We start from the raw sequence: 25,962 nt of genomic DNA, 5'->3' as shown, positions 1-25,962 counted from the left end.
GGGAAGGAGTCCCGGCATGACGCAGACCCGGCCAGGACGCGTGGTGATCGCGCTCGGCGGCAACGCCATGACCGGCCCGGACGGTTCGGCGACCCCTCAGGCGCAGCGCGACGCGGTGGCCATCGCGGCCGCCTGCGTGGCGGACGTCGTCGCCTCCGGACACACGGTGCTCGTCAGCCACGGCAACGGCCCGCAGGTGGGCAACCTGCTGGTGAAGAACGAACTGACCGCCGACGTGGTACCCCCTGTTCCGCTGGACTGGTGCGGTGCGCAGACCCAGGGCACCCTCGGATTCACCGTCGTCTGCGCCCTGGAGGAGGCCCTGCGGCGCCGCGGACTGCCCGACGCCGCCGCCGCGGTGGTGACCCGTACCCTCGTCGACCGCGACGATCCGGCGTTCGGCAGGCCCACCAAGCCGATCGGCCGCCATCTGCCCCGTGCGGAGGCGCAGCGGTTCGTCGCGCTCGGGCAGCACTGGGAGGACCGCGGGGCGCCGGGGTGGCGCCGGGTCGTCCCGTCGCCCGAACCGCTGGCCGTGCTCGACGCGGCAGCCGTACGAGCCCTGATGGCCGCCGGATTCGTCACCGTGGCCGCGGGCGGCGGCGGCATACCGGTGGCCCGGGACGCCGACGGCACCGAGCACGGCGTCGAAGCGGTACTGGACAAGGACCTGACAGCGGCGCTGCTGGCCACCGCCGTCGGCGCCGACACCCTTGTCATCGCGACCGATGTCCCGTACGCCCTTCTGGACTTCGGCACCCCCCGCCAGCGGCCGATCGGCCGGGTCTCCCCACAGGAGATGCGCCGCCACGCCGCCGACGGCCAGTTCGCCGGGGGAAGCATGGGGCCCAAAGCGGAGGCGGCGACCCGGTTCGCCGAAGCCGGCGGAAGAGCCGTCATCACGTCCCTCGACCGGATCGCCGAGGCCGTCACCGGCTCCGTCGGCACGGTGGTGGTCAGCTCCGCGCCTGGTGGCTGACCCGGTGGTGTGACACCCCCGTAGGCGTCCCGCCTCCAGCGGGCGCACACCCTGGAGAATGAAGAGGTGGAACCGGTGCCCAGACCGATAGAGGTCCACAAGGTCGCCATCGAAAGCGTCACGGACGCCTCGGGGCTGGCCGAACTCATCGACGCAGGAGTCGTCCACGCGGACGACGTCCTCGCCGTCATCGGCAAGACGGAAGGCAACGGCGGGGTCAACGACTACACCCGGATCCTCGCCGACCGTGCTTTCCGTGAGGTCCTGGTGGACCGCGGCAGCAGATCGCCAGGAGAGGTCGACGAGGTGCCCTTGGTGTGGTCCGGAGGCACCGACGGCGTGATCTCGCCCCATGCGACCGTGTTCGCCCACGCCCCCGAAGGCCGCTACGCACCGTGCGCTGAGCCCCGGCTCACCGTCGGTGTGGCGATGAGCGACGCCATCCTGCCCGAGGACATCGGCCGGCCCGCCATGGTCGAGAAGGTGGCGGAGGGAGTCCGGGAGGCGATGAAGGCGGCAGGTATCACCGACCCCGCCGACGTGCACTACGTCCAGACCAAGACACCTCTGCTCGTGCTGGAGACGATCAACGAGGCGAAGTCCCGGGGCTACGACGTATGGACCGAGGACACACTGAAGTCCATGGACGTCTCCAACTCGACCACCGCGCTGGGCATTGCGGTTGCCCTCGGGGAGATCGACATGCCGACGGCGGAACAGATCCACCGGGACCTTTCCCTCTACTCGTCGGTTGCATCCTGCTCCTCGGGCGTGGAGCTCGACCGGGCGCAGATCGTGGTGGTGGGCAACATCACCGGCCTGGGAGGACGTTTCCGGGCAGGCCACAGCGTGATGAACGACGCCCTCGACGCGGACGGTATCTGGGCGGCCATCCGCTCGGCCGGCCTCGACCTGCCGGAGCGACCGCATCCGGACGATCTCGGTGGGAGGCTGGTGAACGTCTTCCTCAAGTGCGAGGCCGACCCCGGCGGCAGCGTGCGCGGCAGGCGCAACATCATGCTCGACGACTCGGACGTGCACTGGCACCGGCAGATCAAGGCGGCGGTGGGCGGGGTGACGGCGGCGGTCACCGGCGACCCGGCGGTGTTCGTCTCCGTCGCCGCCGTCCACCAGGGCCCTTCCGGCGGCGGCCCGGTCGCCGCTGTGGTCGCGGTCGACTGAAACCGCCGTCGTACGGGGTGGCCGGACCTGCGACGATCGGCCACCACGTAGGAGGAGCGGGTCGAGGTGAGGCAGAAAACCGTATGGCTGCGGCCGACTGCCGGGAAACACGAGTGGCCGGCTGGTGGCCTCTCGAACGCGGGAGCGGACGAGGTCGGCCACCAGCCGGTGTCAGTGCGCGGCCGCTACAGCATGGGGTTCATGTCACCGCCGGCCGTGCCGCTCTCCTGCTCGCTCTGCTCCTTGAGCCGACGGGCCTTGTCCTTGAGTCGCTGACGCTCCTCGGGGTCGGTGGCACGCTCTGCTGCCTGTTCCATCTCCTGAGCCTTGGCGCGCATCTGCCGGGCACGACCGCCGGACTCGCCTGCAGCACTCATGTTCACTCCTCGGGGTGACGGTGGTGAGTGGGGCTACACCAGCGAAACAGCACCCCCTCGCCCGTGCACGTCGAACGATCACTCACTGCTATCGATGGAGCTTGCGGCGGACAGAGGGCGGATGCCGCCGTGGACCCCGCCCACCGCCCTGGCCCGACCTGATCGGTGGCCGTGAGGCCGGGGAGTGTGAGTGGTCCCGGCCACGGCAGAGCGCCGATTTCCGCCGGAGCGGCGACACAGTTCCCCGCAGATTGTGTGTCACTCATGTAAGAGCCGTTGGAATGAGCCGTCGGGATCGGCTGACCTGAACCCAACAGGGCTGAGTTTCAACGTGAGTTACCGGTGCAGCCTGCCCTTGTACCCCGGTCGCGCGTTGCACATATCCCCAGGGCGCGTTGCGGACTCGTCCCCCACTGGGTTCGAAACGCCTTGTGTACAAGGCCCACTCGCGGCGGCGCGGCTCAAGATCCGAACCTGCGGTCTTGCGCCGACGTGACGGCCGGGGCGTCACGCTGCCAGCGGCCGGTCCTTGGCGGCCACCGGGGCCGGGAGCACGGTGGATCCCGTGAGGTACCGGTCCGTGGCCGCCGCTGCGGACCGTCCCTCCGCGATCGCCCAGACCACCAGGGACTGACCGCGTCCGGTGTCACCGGCGACGAAGACCCCATCAGCCCTGGGGCGGACCGGTCCGCCTGTCCGCTCCATCGTCTCGGCCGCGAAGGCGGCGTCCCGTGCGAAGTTCCCGCTACCGTCCAGGGTGAGTCCGAGCTGCTGGACCAGCCCCGTGTCCCGTTCGGGGCCGGAGAAGCCCAGGGCGAGCAGGACCAGCTCCGCCGGGATCATCCGCTCGGTGTCCGGGCGCGGCCTTCTGGCCTCGGGTTCCACTTCCGTCAGGTGCAGCGCACGCACATGGCCGGTGGAGCTCCCTTCGAAGCGGAGGGTGGCAGAGGAGAAGACCCTTGGATCCGTGCCCTTTCGACCCCGGGCCTCTTCATGAGCATGGGAGATCCGGTAGACCTTGGGGTACGTGGGCCAGGGCTCGGCGTCCGGCCGGGCATCGCCCGGCTCCGGGTTGATGTCCAGTTGGAGGGCGGAGGCCGCGCCCTGGCGCAGAGTGGTGCCCAGGCAGTCCGAGCCGGTGTCGCCGCCACCGATGATCACCACGTGCTTGCCCTCGGCGGTGACGGGGGGTGAGGCATAGTCGCCCTCCCTCACCCGGTTGGCCAGGGTCAGGTAGTCCATGGCTTGATGGATGCCGGACAGCCGGCGGCCGGGGACGGGGAGCTCCCGTTGTTCAGTGGCTCCCACGGCGACGACCACCGCGTCGTGACGTCGTCTGAGCTCGCGGGCGTCAAGATCGCTGCCGACGTCGACACCTGTTCGGAACTTGGTGCCCTCGGCCTGCATCTGATCGAGGCGGCGGTCCAGGTGCCGTTTCTCCATCTTGAACTCGGGGATGCCGTAGCGCAGCAATCCTCCGATGCGGTCGGCGCGCTCGTAGACGACGACGGTGTGGCCGGTGCGGGTGAGCTGCTGCGCCGCGGCCAGTCCCGCCGGTCCGGAGCCGATGACGGCCACGGACTTACCGCTGAGCCGCTCCGGCTGTTGCGGTGACGCGTACCCGTGCTCCCAGATCTGGTCGGCGATGGCCTGCTCGACGTTCTTGATCGTCACCGGATCGGCATTGATGGTCAGCACACAGGCGTCCTCGCAAGGTGCCGGGCACAGGCGCCCGGTGAACTCGGGGAAGTTGTTCGTCGCGTGCAGCCGCTCGGCCGCGGCCCGCCAGTCGCCATGGAGCGCGTACGCGTTCCACTCGGGAATGAGATTGCCCAGCGGGCACCCGTGGTGGCAGAAGGGTATGCCGCAGTCCATACAGCGCCCCGCCTGCTCGGACACGAGGGGAAGCAGCGCCTGCCCCGCGTACACCTCGTGCCAGTCGCTGAGCCGTTCCTCGACGGGGCGTGCCGGAACGGGCCGACGGGGCGTCTTGAGGAAGCCGTGCGGGTCCGTCATGCGCCGCCTCCATCACTCACTCGGGGCGCAAAAGGGGGATCTGACCAGGCTACGCCTGCTTTGTTACTTTTCCCCCAGCCGTTGGCTCAACCCGATAGTCTGCGGTGCCGGTGGGGCTGAGGTACGAGGATCTCCGAAGGGAGTCCGCCGAGAATGTCGCGATCAACGTCGGCCGACGGGGGCCAGGCGCCGACCGTTGTCAGCAATGTCGTCGGTTCCTTCGCCTGGGGCGTACTGCATGACCGGCACCCCGCGCTGATCGAGCGCGTACGCCAGGCGACTGCCTACCCGCCGGAACAGCAGCGCGCCCTGGATGCCCTGCTGCGCGAGATCGCCGCAGGAGGTCTCATCGAGGCTCTGGGCGACATGGAACCGGATGCGGCGGACTGGCGAAGGTGGACCAAGGAACAGATCGGGCGGCGCTGGGCAGACGTGCCGTTCCTTTGGGCGGAGAGCTACTTCTACCGGAAGCTGCTGGCCGCACTGGGCTACTTCGCTCCCGGAGCCTGGCGTGGCATCGACCCCTTCTCACCCTTCAAACGCGCCGAGCTCATGGGCGCGGCCGTCGATGCCGAGCTCGCCACGCTCGACGACCTCCCCGGCCTTCCCGCATCGCGGCAGGACAGTGCGTTGCTGCACGCCTCACTGTGGGGGAACAGGGCGGACCTCGGATTTCAGCTGTCGACCGGTCTTTCCGGTATGGGTGAGCGTGTGCCGGGCCTTGTCGCAGACGACTCGGCGGCCTTCTGGAAGCTGCTGGAAGACAACCGGCCGGGGGGAAAGGTGTGCCTGGTCGCCGACAACGCAGGACCTGAGTTGCTGCCCGATCTTGCTCTCGTCGACCATATGCTCACCACGGGACGCGCCTCGTCCGTGAGCCTGCACATCAAGCCGCATCCGTACTTCGTCTCCGACGCGACCACCTCGGACGTGGTCGACTGCCTGGCGCGCATGTGCGCGGCGCCCGGCAGAGCGTCGGAGATCGGCATGCGACTGCGTCAGGCAGTGACCGCCGGGCGGCTGCTTCTGCGCGCCCATCCCTTCGCGTGGGCCCCGTTGCCGTACCAGCACATGCCGGTCGACCTCCGGGAGGACTTCGCCTCGGCCGCCGTGACCGTCATGAAAGGCGACCTCAACTACCGCCGACTCGTCGGCGACCGTCACTGGCCGGCCACCACCCCCTTCGCGACGGTCACCGCGTATTTCCCCGGCCCCGTCGCCGCACTGAGGACGTTGAAGTCCGATGTCGTCACCGGCCTTGACCCGCATGTCGTGACGGAGCTGGAAGCGACGGGAAGCGCTTGGCGGACCAGTGGCACACATGCGCTCGTCCAAGTCAGGGCATGACCTGCCAACGCACCGCCCGAAGACATCCGGGCCGCGGAACAAACCACACGCGGCGCACCAGGTTCCGGCGCCCGCGCCCGCAGGATCGTCGTCGCTGTGGCGTCGTCCAACGGAAGTGTCGCTTCTGCGGACGCCTCGTCTGGTGACGGGTGGCGGCGATCCGGCCCACGTGCCGGCACCTGTCAGAACCAGCGTTCACGGCCACCGCCCGGTGTGCCCCGGATCGTGGATGCCGGCCTCGGACGACGAGGCCGTTGCCCGTTGACAACAGTGCCCGGATGCGGGGAGTGTGCGTGTGAAGATCGTGCCGACCGCTCTCAGGGGCTCCCCGCCCGTCGACGCCGAGTCGGACGACCGATCGCCGAGTTCGGTATGCAGGTCTCTGCAACGTTGTTGAGGGTGACAGACAGATATGATCAGGGTTCTCATCGCCGACGACGAACAGCTGACCAGGGAGAGCCTGCGCCTGATATTGGAGACGGACGATGAGATCACCGTCGTCGGCGAGGTGACCGACGGGTCCGAGGTGCTCGCCGCGGTGCAGTCCTACCAGCCCGACGTCGTTCTCACCGATGTGGAGATGCCCAACATGGACGGGCTGTCCGCGGCGCTGGCCCTTCGCCGCCTCCCGAGCCCGCCGCACATCGTCGTTCTCACGTCGTTTGCGGTCGACGGGTATCTCTATTCCGCGCTGAGAGCAGGTGTCGACGGCTTCCTCCTGAAGGACGTCATGCCGCTCGAGCTCATCGAGGCGATCAAGGTGGTGGCGCGAGGCGAGGCGATCATCTCCCCCTCCATGACACGGAGGCTGATGCAGCACTTCGCCGTGCCGCAGCCGGTCTCGAGCACACAGGAGCGGCTCAAGACCCTGCCGGAGGAACACCTCACGATCCTGTACCTGCTCGCTCAAGGTCTCTCCAACGCAGAGATCGGTGCTCACGTCCAGCTCAGCGAGTCTCAGATCAAGGTCCATGTCAGCCGTATCCTGCGGCGGTTGGACTGTGCCAACCGCGTACAGGCCGCGATCTTGGCCCACTCGGCGGGACTTGAGGCGCCTGCCGGGTACGAGCCCCTCTGAGCGACACCCTGGGCGAGTGAGGATCTTCTCGCCCTCGGGAGCGCGAGCACCTTCGGTCAACTCCTCGATACGGCTCCTCACGTGCACTTCTCGGGCCATGGACGGGCAGGGACGCGGGCTTCGGCGTGGGCGTAACGTTCGTTCCGACTGCCTCGTCCCTCGGGTGGATACCGCAGTCTTTCGTTGTGGCTTTACTCGGAGTCGTCCGCAGTTCCGCGGTCGGCCCGGAAGGCGTCAGTTGCTGGGGAGAAGTGACTTCCCTCGCTTCCGTGCCTTCCTGAACCTCCGGGAGAGCCTGTGTCCACACCGCGAGTCAGGCCGTTCACATGGCCGTTCCCCACATTGGAAAGTCCTGCGCCGCCCTGGGACGACTCCCTGTGCGAGTGCGGCTGGTCCCTGTGCAACGCACCGTGCGTCGTCGCATCGGCGGCAGTCCTCATGTCCTGGACCCAGGACCGTGAACTCAGCGGTGAGTCCCGGCAGGTTGAACCGATCGAGGTGGTGGGCGCCTCAGCGTCCCGAAAGGAGAGCAATGAGTGGGGAACCGGGCAAGCCGACCTCGGTGCCGTCGTGCCCTACGCGGCGTGAAACACATGGCCCCACCAGGGTTGCTCTGGCCGCACTGTCGTTTCTGGCTCTGCTGAGCCTTCTGGTCGCCCACCGGGTCGTCAGCGCCGTGTTCCAGGTTCCTCATCGTATCTGTGAGGTTCACGCCCGGTGCTTTCCGGAGCAGTTGCCGGCGGCACGGCCCGCGGAACGGCCGTACCTGTTTTACGTCCACTCGACGCTGCTCCGCGAGAGAGCGCGCATCACCGAAGCAGGATCCTGAATGACCCGTCATGCACCCACGTTCCGAAATGTGCTTGCTCTCGGTACCGCTGTCCTCACCTGCATGCTGATCGCAGGACAGCCCGCCGAGGCGAGCGCGCCGAAGGAACAGGGCGGAGACCTTGACTACGTTGCTCTGGGCGACTCGTACGCCGCCGCACCCGGAGTTCCTGACCAGGTCGACACCGAGTGCGCGCGCTCCAGCCGCAACTACCCCTCGCTCGTCGCGGAGAGGTGGAAGGCACGGCTCACCGATGTGACGTGCTCCGGGGCGACCACCGCAGACCTGGCCGCCGGCCAACACGGAGCGCAGGCCCAGTACGCCGCGCTGCGTCCCGACACGGATCTGGTCACGGTCAGTATCGGCGGGAACGACGGAGTCCCCTTCTCCACCGTCCTGAAGACCTGCGCCGAGTTGAGCAAGAGCGACCCCCAGGGAGCGCCTTGCCGAAGCCACTTCACCGCGGGCGGCAGCGACCGTCTCCTGCAGGGTGTCGCCGAAACCGCTCCGAAGATCTCCGAGGTCATCAACACCATCCACCGTCGTTCCCCGAAGGCCAAGGTGCTCGTCGTCGGCTACCCTTCGATCTTCCCGGACAGCGGCGTGGGCTGCACGAGCCGCAGCGCCCCCTTCTCCGCGGGCGACTTCGCCTATCTGCGCGACACGGACAAAGCGCTCAACACCATGCTGGCGCAGCGGGCGAGGACCGGCGGGGCGGCGTACATCGACACCTACACGCCGACGATCGGTCACGACATGTGCCGGCCCGCCGAAGACCGCTGGATCGAGAACCTCGCCCCGGAGACACCGGCCGCACCGGCGCACCCGAACGCTCGCGGCGAGGCGGCCATGGCCGACGCCGTGAACAAGGCTCTCGCCGCTTGCCCGCCCGGGGGGAAGAACCCCCGGTCCCGCACCCAGATGTAGGCGCGCACATCGCGTGCCGTGAACCACCCGGCTGGGAGCGCCACCACATCGGCGCTCCCAGCCGCGCTGTTGGTGTCGAGGACGGGACGCGGGGGACACGACTTCCGTCCGGCCCGTGGGACGTCCTTCGGCCCTCCCGCCGAAAGTGGGAACCGTGGGAAGCCGTCGCCCTTCACAGGTTGCTGGGGCACAGTCGGTGGGGGGACCTTCAGCGCAGCGCTTCCGCGAGACCGTGACGGCCCCGCACACCCAACTTCATGTAGACCACCGTCAGATGCATCTCCACCGTGCGCAGGCCGACGAAGAGCTGCTGCGCTATCTCGCCGTTCGACATTCCTTGGCAAGCGAGTTCCGCGACCCGGCGCTGGGCGGGAGTGAGTGCGTCCCGCCCGCGGAAGGTCGGCGTGCGCGGCCGGTCGCCGAGGGCACGCAGCCCGGCCAGGGCCTGCTCGGCAACGGGTGGGGCGCCGCACTCGTGTGCCGCGCTGACGGCCTCCTGGAGTGCCGCGCGGCCGTCCGTCGTCAGCCCGCAACGAACCGCCAGCACTCCGCGATCCGCCTGCGTCTGTGCGTACTGGAAACGTGCCGATGTGGCGTCGAGCAGCGCGGCGGCCTCCGTGAGCATCTCCATTCCTTCCCGCTCGCCGGTGACCAGGCCCCGGGCACGCAGTGCGACCGCGATCGTCTCCGGAACGGCCCACGCCCGCGCCAGCGTCAGCTCGTCACCGGCGAGTACGGCGGCCTGCTCGCGGTCTCCCAGACGCAGATGCATCAGTGCGGCCTCCGACCGCCAGGGATACAGCCCGGGAACGGTCATGTCACGGGAGGCCAGCCGCTCACCGCACCGCAGCATGTCGGCAAGGGCTTCGCCGGGTCTTCCTCGCGCCGCGTGCAGACGGCCGCGGACGAGCAGTGGATAGTCGTAGATCATGTGCGTGCCCAGGGAGCCGCTCAGGCCGCTGTTGTGCAGCAAGGCCTCGGCTTCCTGCTCCCTGCCCTGACGGATGAGGGACTCCGTGAGCGTCGCCACCGCAAAGGCTCTGCGATGCTCGCTTTCGGCGGCGTCGGCGGTACCGGCGTCCTGGAGCGCCACCAGTGCGGCTTGCGCGTCCGCCTCGGCGTCATGAAGCCGGCCGAGCATGCCATGTGCGTGGGCACGGACCGCGAGGGCACCGGCGTGGGACAGCGGGGACTTTCGGGCCCGCGTCTCCGTCACGGCGCTGGAGGCGTACTCGCGGGTGAGGTCGGGCCTTCCCGCCGCGCCCAGTGCCAGGGCGGCGCAAGCGTAAAGCACGCACTCCTCGTCCGTTGGCGCCATGCCCCGGCTCAATGCCCGGCGTGCCCGCTCGACGACGTCCGAGGCCGAGTCCCCGAGCACTGCCCCGCGGAAACTCAGCAGCGCCGCCAGCGGCCTGTGCGACGACAGCTCGGTTGCTTCCGCCATCGAGAGGTCCAGCAGACGTGGACGTGTCCGGACTGCCGACGCGGCTTCTCCGAGGCCGGCGAGCAGATGGTCGATCTCAAGGCGGAGAGCGGACGAGGGGGCGTGCGGACGTATCCGCTCGACGGTCTGCTGCAACACCTCCAGGGCCTCCGCGTGGCGGTCGGAGACGAACAGTGCGCTCGCGAGGCGGCGCGCGGCCGCGGTCTGCTCCTGGGCAGTCGCGGCGCGCCGGAGGCTTACGCGCAGTTCCTTCACGGCACCCGGACCACGTGAGCTGGCGGGTTCTGCCGTCGCGATCCGCCGGAGGATCTCGCCCCGCATGCGTTCGTCGAGCCCCTCCCGCATGGCCCGGTGCAGATAGACCAGCGCCTCGTCGGGTGCGCATCGCTCGAGCGCCATGTCCGCGGCCCGGCACAGGACGTCCGGAGCGGATGGGATGCCCAGCGGACCGTCCACGAGATACCGTGCCACCCGCTCGGCGGGAGCCCCCCAGGAGTGCAGCAGTTGAGCGGCACGCGCGTTGCAGTCCTTGCGGACACTGACGGGGACGCTCTGGGCCAGGGCGGTGCCGAGCAACGGGGGTGTCAGATGCACACCTCCGTCCGCGTGCTCGATCAGTTCGGTCCGTGCCAGGAGGTGCACTGTGTCCTCCACGAGGTGCACGTCCATGGCGGCGGCGCCGGCGATCAGCTCCACGGCCTGGGCGCCTCCCAGTATCGCCAGGACGGTTGCGACCCGCTCGGCTTCGGGAGCCGTCCTGCGCAGGACGGCACGCGCGGCCAGGGCGGCGTCGGGAAGGACCGAGTTCAGCGCCTGGCTCGGGGAGAAGTCACCGGGACCACGGACCCGATGGTCTTCCAGGGCACCCAGCGCGGCGCGGAACAGGGAGTGGTTCCCCCCGATGGCGGCCGAGCAGGCGTGCGTGAAGGGGGCATCCTCCGGCAGCCCGGTCATGGACGCCACATGGCGTCGCACCACGGCCGCGTCGAGTGGTGACAGCTGTGGCTGGTGGTGGAAGAGCTGGAGCACCGCGCCGAGGGCGGGTTCGTCGACGGCGTCTCCCGGGCCCAGCGAGGCGATCACGGTGACCGGCAGACCTTCCACGGCCCGCATGAGGTGGAGCAGTAGCTTCAACGACGCGGCGTCCGCCCACTGGAGGTCGTCGATCAGGACGACCAGGCGCCGCGTGCCGCGGGAGCCGGATGGCTCGCTGTCGCTGTCCGGTTGTCCGGGGGGCGAGAGCAGACCGATGATCTCGTCGACCCCGTGGGCGCAGGAGACGTCTTGGTGGGGGTGGCAGAGCTGCTGGGCCAGGGCTCCGTCGGCAGCGCGGTCGTCCGGGTCGCAGGAGGCGGAGAGGACGACGGAACCCGCCTGGCGGGCCTGTTGACAGACATCGGTCAGCAGACTGGTCTTCCCGCTGCCCAGGGCGCCACCCAGCAGTACGAAGACACTGTCGGGCCCGGTGAGCAGTCGATGCAGTTCATCACGGTCTCGCTCGCGTCCGAGCAGTGGCGGAATCACGGGGCGCTCACCGGACCGAGGGGCTGCGGGCCGGTGCCGGCAAGCTCGGGCACGAGGGCGACGAGCCGGTGTGCGCCGACGCGTGCGCACGGTGTTGATGGCTTCATGGCCACGTCGTTCGTCCTTCCTCAGTGTGTGCGAAGGGGCGTGCGCATATGCGACGTGCCTCAGTGTGCGCGAAGGGCCGTGCGCATATGCGACGTGCCTCAGTGTGCGCGAAGGGCCGTGCGCATATGCGACGTGTGGTGACGCCGGCCTGCGAGGGGCGACGCTGCCCGCCACGGCCAGGTCGGCAGGGCCCCGCCAACGGTATGCAGCCCAAGCTCCTGCACACCGTGTGCCGGTACCGCAAGATTCGAACTCTTCGGTACCGCGGGGCGGCCCGCGTCACCGCGACCGACAAGCAGCTCCGAACGGCACCGGCACCGCTCTTGGAGTCGCCGGCCCGCACATGCCGGGTGGCCGCGGGGCAGGCGGGTGGCACGTCGCCGAGGGGACCGTGTGACTCCGCACGACTCACGATGCCGGCCCGCTTCCGTCGCCGGGCACGGCGGCGCTGCCGTGCGTCTGGGCCAGGGCGTCCGCCAGACATGCCCGGCCCGTGATGCCCAACTTTCGGTAGCTCCGGCTGAGATGCATTTCCACGGTCCTCAGTTCCACGAACAGCTCCGCGGCGATGGCCTTGTTCGTCATTCCCTCGGCCGCCATACGGGCCACCCGTCCCTCCGCCTTCGACAGCGCTGCGGCCCCCCGCAGAGCCTCGGGTCCCGGCCGGAATCCACTGAGCCGCAGCTCGTCCCGGGCTCGCTCGGCGACGACCGCGGCGCCGCAGTGCTGCGCGACGGCGAGGGCCTGCTGCAGATGCGGGTGCGCCCGCCCGGGGTCACCCTGCCGCCACACCAGTGCCCCGAGGTCGAGGAGAGCCCGCGCGTACGCGGCGCGGGATGCGGTTGCCTCCAGCGCCGCCACCGCTCGACCGAGCAGATCGATACCCGCCGTGCCGCCGGTGATCACCCCTGCCGCGCGCAAGGCCGAGCCGATGGTCTCCGGGACACCCCAGGCGTGTGCCAGTTCCAGCTCCTCGTCGATCAGCTCATCGGCCTGCCGCACCTCGCCGAGCCGGGAGTGCACCAGCGCCGCCTCCGAGCGCCACGGCAATACGGCCGGACTGCCCAGCCCCCGCGCGCAGGCCCGTTCACCACAGTCGAGGAAGTCGGCGAGCGCCGGGCGGAGCTGCCCCAGGGCGAGTCTCACCCGCCCCCGCGCAAATGCCGTGAAGTCGTCGGCCCAGCGCTGGGAAAGCCGGCCCGACAGTCCGTGCAGCTCAAGGACCTCCGCCGCCCGCTGGGGTTCGCCCTGATCGACGAGGGCGTCCGCCCAGAGGGCCACGCTGTGGTTCGACCTCGTGCCGGCGCCGGCTCCTCGCAGCGCCTCGACCGCCGACCGGGCGTCCCCGAGGCACTCGCCGATGTTCCCGAGGCGGTGGTGCACGGCGGCGCGCAGCGTGTGCACATGTCCGTGTGCCAGCTTTGATCCGCTCCTGCGCAGCCTTTCCCGGCTGGAGTCGAGGCAGGACAGCGCCAGCTCCGGCCGTCCGGCCGCTGCCATGGCCAGCACGGCGCCACCGGAGACGAACGCCCCGTCGTCTTCGGGCAGCACCCCCTGCGCCAGGGCGTGCCGGGCATGAGCGAGGGCCTGGCGGGATGTTCCCCCGCCCATGATCTCCCGCAGGGCAAGGAGGGCTGCGAGCGATGGGGCGGTTTCGGTCCCCGCGGTGTCGGATGCGGTGAGTTGCCGGAGCCGGTGCATCACCGAGGGCCCCGGTGAACCGAACGTGATCTGGGCGTAGACCAGATCGACCTCGGTGCGCAGTGCCTGCGCCGGATGGACCTGCCAGAGTGCGCGCGCGGCGTCCTGGAGTACCTCGGCGCCTTCCTGGTACCGGTCGAGTGCGAAGAGAGCGCCGGCGAGGCAGCGGGCCGCGCGCCCCTGCGCGTCGGGGGGCAGATCCAACTGGAGGCCGCTGCGCAGGCTGTTGACCGCCGTACGGGCGCACCGGTTGAGCTCGGCCTCGCCCAGGGATACGAGGACCGAGGCGCGTACATCGTCCTGCAGAGGTTCATGGAGTGCACGCCGCAGGCAGGCGACGGCGCTGTCGCTGTCGTGTTCCGTCGCTGCTTCGGCTGTCCGCAGCAGGGCGTCCACGATCCATTCGCTGCCTCCCCGGCACTGCAGGAGATGGGGCGTGAGTGCGTCCCAGGAGGCGCCCGTGTCGAGCAGGAAACGCGCGGCACGGCTGTGCAGGTCTCTGCGGACGCTGGGCGGAACCTCGTTCGCCACGGCCGCGGTCACCGCCGCTGCGGGAAATCGTGGGCCGTTCGGAGACTCGAGCACGATGCCGGCTCCGACAAGCGTGTGGACGGCGTCCTCCACGGCGGTCTCGCGGAGGCCGGTCACATGTGAGAGAAGGGCGGGGGAGGAGTTGGCCGCCAGGACCGCCATCGCGACCGCCGTGCGGGCGACGTCCGCTCCGCAGGAGGTGGCCTCCGCCATCACCCCCCGCCCGACGGAGCGGGGCACATGGCGCAGGATCTGCGCAGCGGCCGTTTCGTCGGGACTGGTCCCGGACGCCCGCAGGGCCCTGAGGAGTTCCTGCACGACGGACGGTATGCCTCCCGTGGCCGCCCGGCAGGCCCGGACGAAGGCGGGTGCCGGATCCCCTCCCGACACTTCCTGGGCGACGGCCCGCACGTCGTCCAGTGTGAGGGGGGCCAGGGTCAACTGGTGCTCGAAGCACGGCAGGAGGTCACCGACGGCGAGTCTGCCGAGGCAGGGTGTCAGCGTCGCCACCACGACAAGAGGCCGGCGTTGGAGCCGGCGCAGGAGTCGGCCGAGCCCGCGCAGCGCAGCGTCGTCCGCACGATGGATGTCGTCCAACGCCAGCGCTACTGGTGATGCCTGACCCGACAGGACGCTCTCGGCGGTCCGCACCAGCTCCTCGAATCCGGCGCCGGTCGCACTCGGCGCTGCTCCGGCTGCGGGGTGCCGATCCGTCACCCCGACGACGCCGTTCTCGCTGACGGCACTTGCCGCAGGCCGGGCGGAGCCGGAATCCGCATTCCCAAAGGAATCGGCGGCGGCCGTCAGTACGTGCCATCCTCGAGCGGTCGCCTGTGAGGTGAAAGCCCGCAGGAGCTCACTTTTTCCCAGGCCTCTCTCACCGCGTATCAAGAGGTGCGATCCGGAGGTACTCGAAGAGGTCAACTCGGTCAGGACCGACAGTTCTTTCTCACGTCCTGTCAACATGGGCGCTCATTATGGCAGTCAGGGTTCGGCGGCATTGCCGGTACCACGATACGAGGCCTCCTCGATCTGCTGCTCTGCGCGAAGTTGCACCGCCCGCGACCAGGGGGTTCTCCACCATTTCATATACCCATGGGTGAGGCGGGCGGTGTCCACCCGGGGAAGGGCGGTTTCGGTACCGAAACATTTCGTTTTTTCGGTACCCCAAGGGTTTCTCTGGATCTCGGGGGATGGTGAGATTACGGTGGCCGCGGACAAGCACCGCGGTTGATCCAGCGGCTCCACGAGCGTTCGCTGTTCACGGCTGATCGATTCGGCGCAGCCGTGATGTCCGGTCCGCCGACAGAATCGACGGACCGGACGGCCGTGCAAGTTCCGTCGACACCTGTGTTCCTGCGCCCCCCTGGGCGAGACCGGCGCCGCAGCACTCGGGCGCACCGCCAGTGGTGGTGCCGCACGAGGACGCAACCGCCGACTCGCCGACCGCATCTCCACGGGGCGGCCGGCGCACGGCTGTCGGCGGTGGACACAGGGCTGTGCGGGGGCCGATCTGCCTCCGCCCTTCCCGCAGGACCGAGTACGAGGGCGGCTCGTCGCCGCCAGGGACCGCCCTCCCACGAGTCGTTGGGCCACTGTGTGGCCCCGAGCGGCACCACAGGGAAGGAGCCCCAAGAGTCGCGGCGCCATGGGTGGACGCAAGGGAGGCCGCATGGGCAACGACGAGAAGCCGTCCCCGCCGAGGGCGCGACGACGGAGGGAGAGATCCCGCGCGAAAATCAGACTCTCTGATGTGGTGCTGTCGTCCGTGGCGGTGAGCTACGCGCTCCTGATCTATTTCGTGGTCATTCCCACCGATGCAACGCCCGAGTACTCCCCACTCACGCCAGGGTCGATCGACTGGTCTTTCGTCTCCTGGATCGCGGCCGACGTCGCGGCGGGGCTGTCCCTGCTGATACGGCGCCGATGGCCGCAGGTGCTGGCGGTCACCGCCGTGACCGCGGTGTTCGTCACCGGGTCCGTCCTGTGTCTTCCGATCCTCTTCTACACTCTCGCCGCCCAGCGCCGCTACGTGTGGGCGGCGGCGGCTGCCACGGGAATGTGCACGTCGGCCATGATTAATTTCTTGCATATTGAGTGGGAATATCCGATCAGTACGCCGATGTTGGTGATCCGAGGTTTTGAGGACGTCGTCATACGGCAGATGATGCCCTTTGCCGTCGTTCCCCTTCTGGTGGCCGTCACCGTCCGAGTGCACCGGCAGCAGATCGACAACCTCCGCGCTCTGACCGGGCAACTGGAGCGAGAGCAGGAACTGGTGTCCCAGAACGCCGTGCTGACCGAGCGTGCACGCATCGCAAGGGACATGCACGACTCCGTCACGCACTACGTGGGACTGATCGTCCTTCGGGCGGGTGCGCTGGAACTGACAGCCGGCCGGAAGTCAACGACCGGGGACAGCGCCCATGTGATCTCCGATCTGGGCCGCAGGGCGATGCAGGAACTGCGCGACCTGCTCTTCGTCCTGCGTGTCGGCGGCCCGGAGCACAAGACGGCACTGACCCGAGCCGGGGAAGGATCCTTCGACCCTGACGTCGCCGAGCTGCTGAGCAGCGCCGAGGAGGCGGGGATGCCGGTGACGTGGACCGTGGACGGCGCGCTCGGGGAGTGTGCCCTGCCCGTCAGAAGCGCGGTCTACCGCATCGCGCAAGAGGCACTGTCAAATGCGGCCCGGCACGCGCCAGGAGCCACTGTCACCGTCAGGGTGACGACTGGCCCCGAGGCCCTCACGCTCGTCGTGAGCAATCCCGTCCTGTCTTCGGCGATGAGGCACGGCGACGGAGACCGCGAGGGCCTGGGGCTCGGGCTGGTCGGCATGAACGAGCGGGTGGCGAGTCTGGGGGGAGCAGTGACCGCCGGGGCCACCGAGAAGGGAGAGTTCCAGGTGCAGGCGACCATCCCGCTCACCGCGGACCGGCCACAGGCGCCGGGAGGCTCTCAAGTGCCGGACCGGCCCGCCTTGATGCCTCAGATCCCGCTCAGACGACGGCACTCGGCCGCGCGCCACAGGTGGACCGGCCCACGGCGAGTGAATGAGCTGGACACGAGCGGTCAGGGCACCTTGGGACAGCAGCAGTGAGGTGAGGACTACGCCTCCGAGGCCGCCACCGCCGTGACGGCAGAGCCGGTCATAGTCAGGTGCGTTACGGTGCTGGGGTGCTGAGCCTCGCTCAGCACCCCAGCATCACGCGTTTGGCACGGCCGGGTGCACCGTCACGACGGTAAGAGGGGGCCTTCATGCCCGAGCTGGAACTCTCGGCGGGAACCATCGACTACCAGGACACCGGTGGTGACGGCCCCGTGGTCGTCCTGCTGCACGGCGTCGCCATGGACGGTTCACTCTGGCGCCACGTCGTCGCAGGGCTCCGGGACGGCTTCCGCTGTGTCGTCCCCACGCTCCCGCTCGGCGGCCACCGTCGGCCGATGCACCCGGACGCCGACCTGTCGATCCTTGGCGTCGCCCGGCTGGTGGACGAGTTCCTCGAACGGCTTGACCTGCGCGATGTCACGCTGGTGCTCAATGACTGGGGCGGTGCGCAGAGCCTTGTCGCCGACGGCCGCACGGACCGCATCGGCGGGCTCGTCGTCACCTCCTGCGAGGCCTTCGACAACTACCCGCCCGGCCTGCCCGGCAGCAACCTGGTCGCCTCCGCCAGGCTGCCCGGCGGCCTGGCCATGGCCTTCAACCTGCTCCGTCTCAGGCCCATGCGCCGACTCCCGGTGACCTGGGGCTGGATGACCAAACGGCCGGTGCCGCCCGAAATCATGGACGCTTGGTTCCGGCCCGTCGTCAGCTCCGCCGAGGTGCGCCGAGACCTGCGCAAATACGTCCTCAGCACCCCGCCGAAGGCCGAGTTGCTCGCATGGTCCGAGGCGCTTCGCACCTTCGATCGCCCCGCCCTTGTCGCCTGGGCCGCCGAGGACCGGGTGATGCCCCCGTCCCATGGCCGCCGCCTGGCCGACCTACTGCCGCAGGCCAGACTCGTCGAGATCGCGGACAGTTACACCCTCATCCCCGAAGACCAGCCCGCCGTCCTCACCGCCCATCTGCGGGACTTCCTCGACAGCCGCCTGTGAAGCACCGGGAGGCCCTTCGGGTTACGAAGGGCCTCCCGGTGCTTCACAGGCGGCAGGTGTTCCCTGAGTGAAGCAGTAGCAGCGCAGGCACGGGGCGGACGCTGGGTTGTGGAGCCGGATGGGCTGACCGCCCGGGCCGGATCATCCGCCATGGGGGCGCGGGTGAGCCGGGCCGCGGGCGGCCGCCCTGGATCGGGGAGGTCAGCGGCTGGTGCCGAAGGCCTGTGTCCACCAAGGGCCGCCGGAGCCGAGCCGGACACCCATGCCGATTTCCTTGAATTTGCAGTCGAGGATGTTCCGCCGGTGTCCGCTGCTCTCCATCCAGGACTTCATGACGTCAGCGGGAGTGGCCTGGCCCTTGGCGATGTTCTCGCCGTACGTGGACCACTGGTAGCCGGCCGCCGTGATCCGCGCGCCGGGGTCCTTGCCGTCGGGGTTGGTGTGGTCGAAGAAGTTGCGGCTGGCCATGTCCTCGGAGTGGCCCAGCGCCGCCTTGTTGAGCAGGTTGTTCTCCCGGACGGCGGGGCAGCCTGCCTTCGCGCGCTCGGCGTTGGCCAGCGCGATCACCTGGCGGCCCAGGGCGGCGGGCGTGCCGTCGGGGTTCGAGGGCGGCTTGGGCTCGGTGGGCGTCGGCGTGGGCTCGGTCGGCGTGGGCGCCGGTGTGGAGGTGGAGGTGGGCGTGGGCGCCGGTGTGGAGGTGGAGGTGGAGGAGGGCGTGGGCTGCGGGTCAGGGGTGCCGGACCCGCCGCCCCGGTAGGTGGCGAAGATCTTGCTGAAGGCGAACGGCTTCTGGTCCACGCCGCTGCACGTGGGGCCGGCGGGCCCCCCGGCGCTGGTGCACGGCTTGTCCCTGTTGGCGGTCGACATGGACAGCCAGGCGACCTTCTTCGACTGGGCGAAAGCGACGACTTTCTCGGCGTCCTTCAGGCCGAACACTTTGCCTTTGGCGCCGCTGGGGCCGTTGGCGCCGATGGTCGGCGTGATCGCGAGCTTCTGCCAGGCGGCTTCTTCCGACAGCCCCAGCGTTTCCTTGATCTGGCGCTGGGCGGCGGTGGCCCCGTCGATCGCGAGCTTCCCCATGTCACCGGAGCCCGCCGTCCCGAAGTCATCGGGGGTGATGTTGACCGCGGAGATGCGTACGCCCTGCTTCTGGGCGTCTTCGAGCACCTTGACACCGTCCGGTGTGAGGCCGTTCGGCAGTGTGGGCAGCGTGAAGGCCACGTCGAGCTTGGGGTCGCTCTTCTGAAGGCTGGCGAGCGCCTTGGAACGGAGGGAGTTGACCTCCGGCATGTGGAGGCCATAGCCGTCGATGTCGAAGTTCAGCTTGGTGAGCTTGAACTGGGATATGACCTTCTTGTAGGCCTCGGACAGCTTGGCGGAATCGGAGCAGACCGTCGCCAGCTCCGCACCGTTGTCGCCGCCGAACACCACCCGCACATCCCCTCCCGCCTTGCGGAGGGCGTCGATCTGGGCGGCCACGGCGTTACGGTCGAGCGGACTCGAGCCGGAGCTTCCGCTCCACTCGGGGATACAGCCGCTGCCGCGGTTGATGAATCCGAGATTGATCTCTTTCACTCCGGCACCCTTGGCCCACGCCGGGAGGTCGAGCGACGGGGAGACCGAGGCGTCCGCATAGGGAGCGAATGCGGGTGTCTGCTGTGGGCGGTCCGTGGGCTGTTGATCCGTGCCGGGCAGGCGTGCCTGCGCAGCGCCCGGCCACAGTGCGGCGACCCCCGCGGTGAGGGCGCCTCCGAGGACCAGCCCGGTCACGGCCTTCGCCTTGCGGTTGACGTTTCGGCGGTGGTTCATCAGAGGGATTTCCGTTCTGCATAGCGGAAGTGACGGAACCTCAAAGCTCCGTCGTTCGTCTTCACGCTAGAACACAAACCACGCTCGCTGTCGATCCCTTAAGGATATTTAAGGGAGCGATCAGGGGTTGATAAGGCGCTGGTCGATGCCTATGAGCGGTGTCGTCCCACCCCGCTTCTCATCGGCGGGTGAGTGCCATCTGACCTGCTGATATGGGTCCACTGGTGGCTGATGTGAAGAGCGGGAGTCCGTGCTCCGATGATTTCCAGAAGGTGTACCGAAAGGAATTGGTGCGCGCACCGAAATAACAGGAAGGAAATACCGAGAGAATAGCGCGCACAACCGATGGGATTCAGGCGCGGTCCCCGCTTCATCAGCGGCTGCGACAGGGGGCGGAAGTCGGCGGTGCCGCACTTTGCGCTCACCCTCGTGCCTGGCCGACTGGCCACGGTCAGCGCCTGGTCCAGGTCGAGAATCCACCGGCGTCCACGTCTTCGCCGTCATGGACGTGCGCCACGTTCCATCCTGGCCGGCCTCGCTCACGCGGGAGCCGCTCGATCCTCCACACGCCCGCGCCCTCCACCGCCGCCACGACCGGGGTGGGGCCCGGCACCGGCTCCAGTCTCTGCGTCGGCGCGCCGACGGCCGGCGCCAACCCCTGTGCCGGGACATCGTCGTAGGCGAAGCATTCACGACTGTCCTGTGCCCGAGGGACCGCCCCGGGCACTCTCCGCGACGGGTCCGGCGCCAAGCCCCGGCCTTGCCGGACCGCGTGCCGGTCCGTACCCAGCACGGCAAGGCCCGCGACGGCGAGAGTTTCAGTCGTCGGGAGTACTGCCGGCCGGTCACACGTCACGGCGATGTCCGCGGCGACCCCGACCGGGTCGTGCCGCAGTCCGCGAGCTGCGCGGAGGGCGGCCGTGGCTCCGGCACGGGCAGATATCTGCCGTGCGGCCCCTCCGGTGCCATGCTGAAAGCGGACAGGGAGGCCGCCATGGGTTTCTATGACGAACGAGTCTTGCCACGGATCATCAACGTCGCCTGCGGTGCGAAGACAGCCCAACCGCTACGACGCCGGGCCTGTGCCAGTCTGGAGGGCGAAGTGCTCGAGGTCGGCTTCGGCACTGGACACAATGTTCCCTTCTACCCGGAGGCCGTCACACGCGTCGCCGCAGTCGAGCCTTCTGATGCGGCATGGATCATTCTCCAGCGACCTCCCCGGTTCGTGTCGCGGCGGGGAGCCACCCTTGCGGCTGCCCCTCGTTGAGCCGGCGCCGGTTCTGCCGCATCCCGTTGACCTGCCCGGTACAAGCGCTTCTGGTCCGCGAAAGAGCGCCTCGTCCCCCGGGACGGAGGTGAGGGGAGCGGACAACGAGTGCGCCTCCGACTCGGCACACGCTATGCCCCCATCTGCGTGTCATCGCCGTCATTGAGCATATTTTCATCGAGCTTGCTCCACTTATGAGAAGGGAACGCCGAATCGGCTCGACCGGCAGGAGAGCGTCGCCATGACCGGGACACCAGCCCCGCACCGGAACTCCTCGGAGTCCCTCCCCGACTGCGCGACCGAACCTATCGCCGGCATCCTGGCCGAGTTCGTGGGCGAGCGCATGGGGGACCGGATCGCCCAGGGCCAGGATCCGGTCCTGCGGCCGGTCTTCGTCAAGTACCACGGCACCGCCCGTGGCGTGCTCACGGTCTCTGCCGATCTGCCACCGGAGCTCTGTATCGGATTCCTCAGGGCCGCTCGGGATCAGGAAGGCGGTCTGACTGCCTGGGTGCGCTTCTCCAGCGACACCCTGCCGGACCGTTCGGACTTCCGCCGGACCGTCGGCATGGGCATCAAGCTGTTCGGTGTTCCGGGGCCGAAGCTGCTGGGGGACGAGGACCGGGCGGACACACAGGATCTCGTGGTGCAGAACCACGACGTGTTCTTCGTCGACACCGCCCGGGACATGTGCGAGTTCCAGCAGAACCCGGTGGCCTACCAGAACGAGCACCCGGTCACCCGCAGCATTCTCCAAGAGATGCGGAAGCCCGAGGAAAGCACGCTGACGGCCACCTACTGGGGCGTGCTGCCGTATGCCTTCGGGCCGGACCACTACGTGAAGTACAAGCTGGTGCCCGTCACCTGCCCGCCCGGTGACCCACAAGCGACGCCGGCGGACGAGGACCCCTCCTTCCTGCGCGGTGATCTGCGGCACCGTCTGGCCGGGGGAGAGGCCGCCTTCGACCTGATGGTGCAGTTCCGCACGGACCCGGGCGGCATGCCGCTGGACCGTGCCACCGTGCGCTGGGAGGAGTCGCAGAGCGCCCCCGTCCGAGTCGCGAGACTGACCCTGCATCAGCAGGACGTCACGGCGCGCGGCCAGGACGCCTACGGCGACAACCTCGCCTACAACCCCTGGCACTGCCTGGCCGAGCACCGGCCGATCGGCAGTATGGCGGAGGCCCGCAAGGTCGTGTACCGGGCGTCGGCGGCACGACGCCGCGACGCGAACGGAATTCCGGTGGCGGAACCTGGTCCCGCACGGCCGATGTCCGGCGAAGCGCACGGACGCGACACCCGGATCGTGCGGGCCGCGATCCATCCCGCCATCGGTGTGGCGCGGGTCGGTGACAGCGCGGAGGAGTTCTTCTTCGCGCCCGAGGTGGACGATCCTCCGCCGCTGCCCACCGGCACGTACAAGGACACGACCGGCGCCCTCAAGCGGCAGGCGGCGCGCTTTCGCATCTACGGCTACAACGCGGTCGGGGAGGTGGTCGGCGAGTTGACGGCGGACAACGCGGACATCCGCTGGACCGTGCACGTGGCCAACAAGAAGGCCGCCTGGTACCAGTTCCAGCTGGCCCTGGACATCCCCGAAGCGGCCGATGCGACGGCGAGCACCCCCCGCAATCCCAAGGTGCCCCCCGCGGAGCGTGGTCGGCTGGTCATCGACCCCGGTCAGCGTTCGGTCCGCGGCCGGGACCGCGCGGGCCGCCCCGAGTACCGGTTCGACACAGGCTCCTTCCTCGGTAAACCCGTCCATCTGGGTGAACTGCGCACCGACGGCGCCGGCCGACTGGTCTTCCTTGGCGGGCACGGCGTCTCGGCCTCGCCGGACCACGCTCTGGCAGGGCATTTCGCCAACAACGACGGCTGGCACGACGACGTCTCCGACGGCCCGGTGACGGCGAGCGTGCGAGTCGGCGGCCGGGCCGTCCCCGTCGATGCGGCCTGGGTGGTGGTGGCGCCGCCGAACTTCGCGCCGGAGATGAAGTCGGTGCGCACGATGTACGACCTGATGCGCGACCTCTTCGTGTCCAACGGAATGCTGCCGCTACCGGAGCGGGTCTCGTTCACCCGTGACGTGCTGCCGGTCCTGCGGCGCCTGTGCGACCTTCAGTGGGTCAATCGTGGAATCGCCGCCCAGTTCGGGCACGGCGGGCGTGAACACCTCCTGGCGCCCGAGCGGCTCGCCAGGCTGGCCGCCCCCGGCTCACGTCACGCAGAGCTGCGTCAGCAGATCTGGGCCACGATGCGGGACCCCGACCGTGACGGGCTCTCGCCCGTGCCGTGGCCGCCGATCTACGGTGACTCGATGAGTGTGCGGCCCGTCTCCGCTCGGCAGCATCTGACGCTGTCCCCCTTGCAGTACAGGTCGCTGGCCCGGTGGGCCGCGGGAGACTTCGACGCCGACTACGACCCCTCGGCGTTGGGGCCCAGGACCCTCGACGAGGTGCTGCCGGAGGAGCGTCCGGGCACGCTCGACCGCGCAGCCCTGTCGTTCTGTGTGGCCGACGCCTTCCACCCGGGGTGCGAACTCTCGTGGCCGATGCGCCACAGCACCCTGTACTCGGCACCGTTCCGGGTGCGGCACCGCGATCCCGGCAAACCCGAACCCGAGTACGGCAGCGTGCTCGCTCCGCAGACGGCGCTCGACGTGGACGGTCCGCTGTACGGGCAGGGGCCGGGCGACCTGACGCGCTGGATGGCGGTGCCCTGGCAGACCGACACCGCCCGTTGCCGTTCCGGCTACTACCTGGGCTACGGCCCCCGATACGACCCCTACCTGCCCACCTTCTGGCCCGCGCGCGTGCCCAACCACGTCCTGACGGAGGACGACTACGAGACGGCTGTCGGTCCTGGCAGCGCCCCCGAGGAGCGCCGGGCCGCCTTCGAGCGCCGGGCCGTGTGGGACAGATGGCTGCCTCAGGACCGTATCGAGCAGATGAACGCGATGGTCAAGGACTTCGGCAAGCTCGGCCTCGTCGAACGGCGCCCAGGCGCAGCTGACGATCCGGACCTGCCCGCGACGATGTTCGTGGAGTCCGCGGTGGGCTTCCACCCGGAGCAGCCCCCGCCCGCGCTGCGGAACCTGCGGTGCCTGCACGTGCCGGAGGCAGCGGACCCGGCACTGAGCGACGCAGCCGTGGCTGCGGCCATCGCCCGGGCGGACGCATCCGAAGAGGAGGTGATGGCGGGCTACTTCGACAAGGTCGCGCGCTTCCCGGAGGAACAGTGACCTCACGCCCCGGCGCAGCGGCTGTCGCCGACCCGACCGGACACCGCTATGCCTGGACCGCCCCGCACACCGGGACCGCCGGGAACGGCGAGAGCGCCGGAGCGTTCGAGGCGGTCGTGGCCGGAGGCGGTCCCGCAGGCGCCGTCGCGGCGCTGGTGCTGGCGCGGGCCGGCCGTCGCGTCCTGCTCATCGACAAGGACACAGGCGGGCCCGGGCACTCCCCGTTCAAGATCGGGGAAACACTGCCGCCCGCGGCCGGGCTGCTTCTGCACGATCTGGGCCTGTGGCCCGGGTTCGCGGCCGACGCTCACCTGCGATGTCCGGGGACCTACGCCTCCTGGGGATCGGACGGGCTCGACGGCCGAAGCCACCTCTACGACCCGCACGGACATGGCTGGCATCTCGATCGGAGGCGGTTCGACGCGTTTCTTCGTGGCGCCGCTGAAACCGCCGGCGCCGAGCTGCGGCAGGCCGAGGCCGTGCCGCTGGGCGCCGGCGCGGGCGACCGGCGTTTGCTGATCCGTGAAGGCGGCCGGCTCAAGGAGGTACGTTGCGACTGGGTCGTGGACGCCACCGGCCGCCGCGCCGTGATCGGCCGCCGACGCGCCCAGCGGCGCAAGCAGGACCGGCTCATGGCCGTGTTCGCCCTGTTCGACCGGCGTCTGCCCGCTCATCGCACCGAGGATGCGGAACTTCGTACGCTCGTCGAGGCGGCACCCCAAGGCTGGTGGTACACCGCCCGGGTTCCGGCCGGGCGGCTGGTCGCGCATCTCACCGACGCCGACCTGTCCGATGCGGCTCTGCGCACCCCCGAGGGGTTCCTCGGCGCCGTCGCGGGCACCCGGCACATCCGGTCCCGCCTCGACGGCTACGACCCCGCCCGAGCCCCGGCGCCACGCTGGGCCGCCGCCCACGGGCTGCGTCTGCGCCCGGCGGCGGCTCCCGGATGGATTGCCGCCGGGGACGCCGCCATCGCCTTCGATCCGCTCTCCTCCCAGGGCATCCTCACAGCCCTGCACACAGGTGCCCGCGCCGGCCGGGCCGTCGACCTGTGCCTGGCAGGCGAGGTGGACGCGCTCGCCGACTACTCCATGTTCCTGGACCGGATCGCGGACGCCTATGAACGCCATCACGCCGAGTCCTACGGTCAGGAACGGCGCTGGCCGAGCCATGCGTTCTGGGAGCGCCGACAGCGCTCACCGTGATGGCTGCCGCGGACGATCAGGAGTTCCCTCAGCCCGGGCGCCGTCGACACCGGCTCCCTCAGGAGTGCGCTGGGGATGGCGCAGGGCGCCGGCGAGGTCGAGGCCGCGGACGAGGCGATGGGGGAGGGCAACCCCACCGGGCGGATCGCCGGCCCCAGCGAGATGGGCAAGGCGGCGGCTTTCCTCTCCGGCGACGCCTCCAGTTTCGTCACCGGTATCGAACTCTTCGCCGACGGCGGCATGGCGCAGGTCTGACGGCGTCGACGGAGGGGGTACTCGCGTGGCCCGTCTCGCGGTAG

At 69.6% G+C, this 25,962-nt stretch carries 15 protein-coding genes; 10 read left to right on the top strand and 5 right to left on the bottom strand.

Annotated elements, in window-relative coordinates:
- Positions 1–16: 16 nt before the first annotated feature.
- Both OG293_RS01725 and OG293_RS01720 read left to right on the top strand, forming a co-directional pair.
- Complete coding sequence (locus OG293_RS01725) at positions 17–979, top strand: carbamate kinase (RefSeq protein ID WP_405996943.1); 963 nt, start codon at positions 17–19, stop codon at positions 977–979.
- 75 nt (positions 980–1,054) lie between these two features.
- Positions 1,055–2,161, top strand: a complete 1,107-nt coding sequence (locus tag OG293_RS01720) for a ring-opening amidohydrolase (RefSeq protein ID WP_405996942.1) — start codon at positions 1,055–1,057, stop codon at positions 2,159–2,161.
- Between the two features lie 185 nt (positions 2,162–2,346).
- On the opposite strand, the gene OG293_RS01715 is transcribed toward OG293_RS01720, so the two are convergent.
- Both OG293_RS01715 and OG293_RS01710 read right to left on the bottom strand, forming a co-directional pair.
- Entirely contained in the window at positions 2,347–2,538 is a 192-nt protein-coding gene (locus OG293_RS01715) for a DUF6381 family protein (protein WP_405996941.1), read from the bottom strand.
- Between the two features lie 507 nt (positions 2,539–3,045).
- The gene (locus OG293_RS01710; protein WP_405996940.1) at positions 3,046–4,554 is read right to left on the bottom strand and encodes a glutamate synthase subunit beta; all 1,509 of its coding nucleotides are present in this window, start codon (positions 4,552–4,554) and stop codon (positions 3,046–3,048) included.
- A gap of 153 nt (positions 4,555–4,707) precedes the next feature.
- On the opposite strand from OG293_RS01710, the gene OG293_RS01705 reads away from it, so the two are divergent.
- From OG293_RS01705 to OG293_RS01695, 3 genes are all read left to right on the top strand, one after another.
- Positions 4,708–5,901, top strand: coding sequence for a damage-control phosphatase ARMT1 family protein (locus tag OG293_RS01705; protein ID WP_405996939.1), 1,194 nt, complete (start codon positions 4,708–4,710; stop codon positions 5,899–5,901).
- 412 nt (positions 5,902–6,313) lie between these two features.
- Positions 6,314–6,979, top strand: a complete 666-nt coding sequence (locus OG293_RS01700) for a response regulator (protein ID WP_405996938.1) — start codon at positions 6,314–6,316, stop codon at positions 6,977–6,979.
- A gap of 892 nt (positions 6,980–7,871) precedes the next feature.
- Entirely contained in the window at positions 7,872–8,735 is an 864-nt protein-coding gene (locus OG293_RS01695) for an SGNH/GDSL hydrolase family protein (protein ID WP_405996937.1), read from the top strand.
- 208 nt (positions 8,736–8,943) lie between these two features.
- Here the strand turns inward: OG293_RS01695 and OG293_RS01690 are convergent, their stop codons facing one another.
- Together OG293_RS01690 and OG293_RS01685 are read right to left on the bottom strand one after the other, a co-directional pair.
- Positions 8,944–11,703, bottom strand: a complete 2,760-nt coding sequence (locus tag OG293_RS01690; RefSeq protein WP_405996936.1) for an AAA family ATPase — start codon at positions 11,701–11,703, stop codon at positions 8,944–8,946.
- 516 nt (positions 11,704–12,219) lie between these two features.
- Complete coding sequence (locus tag OG293_RS01685; RefSeq protein ID WP_405996935.1) at positions 12,220–15,009, bottom strand: AAA family ATPase; 2,790 nt, start codon at positions 15,007–15,009, stop codon at positions 12,220–12,222.
- Between the two features lie 787 nt (positions 15,010–15,796).
- On the opposite strand from OG293_RS01685, the gene OG293_RS01680 reads away from it, so the two are divergent.
- On the top strand, positions 15,797–17,143 hold the full coding sequence (locus OG293_RS01680) for a sensor histidine kinase (protein ID WP_405996934.1): 1,347 nt from the start codon (positions 15,797–15,799) through the stop codon (positions 17,141–17,143).
- 158 nt (positions 17,144–17,301) lie between these two features.
- Positions 17,302–18,141: an alpha/beta fold hydrolase gene (locus tag OG293_RS01675; RefSeq protein ID WP_405996933.1), complete on the top strand. Its 840-nt coding sequence runs from the start codon at positions 17,302–17,304 to the stop codon at positions 18,139–18,141.
- A 201-nt stretch (positions 18,142–18,342) separates the two neighbouring features.
- Here OG293_RS01675 and OG293_RS01670 read toward each other — a convergent pair whose 3' ends face one another.
- Positions 18,343–19,950, bottom strand: coding sequence for a CAP domain-containing protein (locus OG293_RS01670; RefSeq protein ID WP_405996932.1), 1,608 nt, complete (start codon positions 19,948–19,950; stop codon positions 18,343–18,345).
- 1,508 nt (positions 19,951–21,458) lie between these two features.
- On the opposite strand from OG293_RS01670, the gene OG293_RS01665 reads away from it, so the two are divergent.
- Genes OG293_RS01665 through OG293_RS01655 form a run of 3 tightly spaced genes read left to right on the top strand, consistent with a single transcriptional unit; the run spans position 21,459 to position 25,918 of the window.
- Positions 21,459–24,458, top strand: coding sequence for a LodA/GoxA family CTQ-dependent oxidase (locus OG293_RS01665; protein WP_405996931.1), 3,000 nt, complete (start codon positions 21,459–21,461; stop codon positions 24,456–24,458).
- A complete protein-coding gene (locus OG293_RS01660; protein ID WP_405996930.1) occupies positions 24,455–25,663 on the top strand; it encodes a tryptophan 7-halogenase in 1,209 nt (402 codons plus the stop codon). The genes OG293_RS01665 and OG293_RS01660 overlap by 4 nt, the downstream gene beginning before the upstream one ends.
- Positions 25,664–25,666: 3 nt before the next feature.
- Entirely contained in the window at positions 25,667–25,918 is a 252-nt protein-coding gene (locus OG293_RS01655) for an SDR family oxidoreductase (RefSeq protein ID WP_406003479.1), read from the top strand.
- The last annotated feature ends 44 nt before the right edge of the window (positions 25,919–25,962 follow it).

Source organism: Streptomyces sp. NBC_00829 (genome assembly GCF_045161795.1).
GTDB lineage: Bacteria > Actinomycetota > Actinomycetes > Streptomycetales > Streptomycetaceae > Streptomyces.
This window is presented reverse-complemented; position numbering and strand designations above follow the sequence as displayed.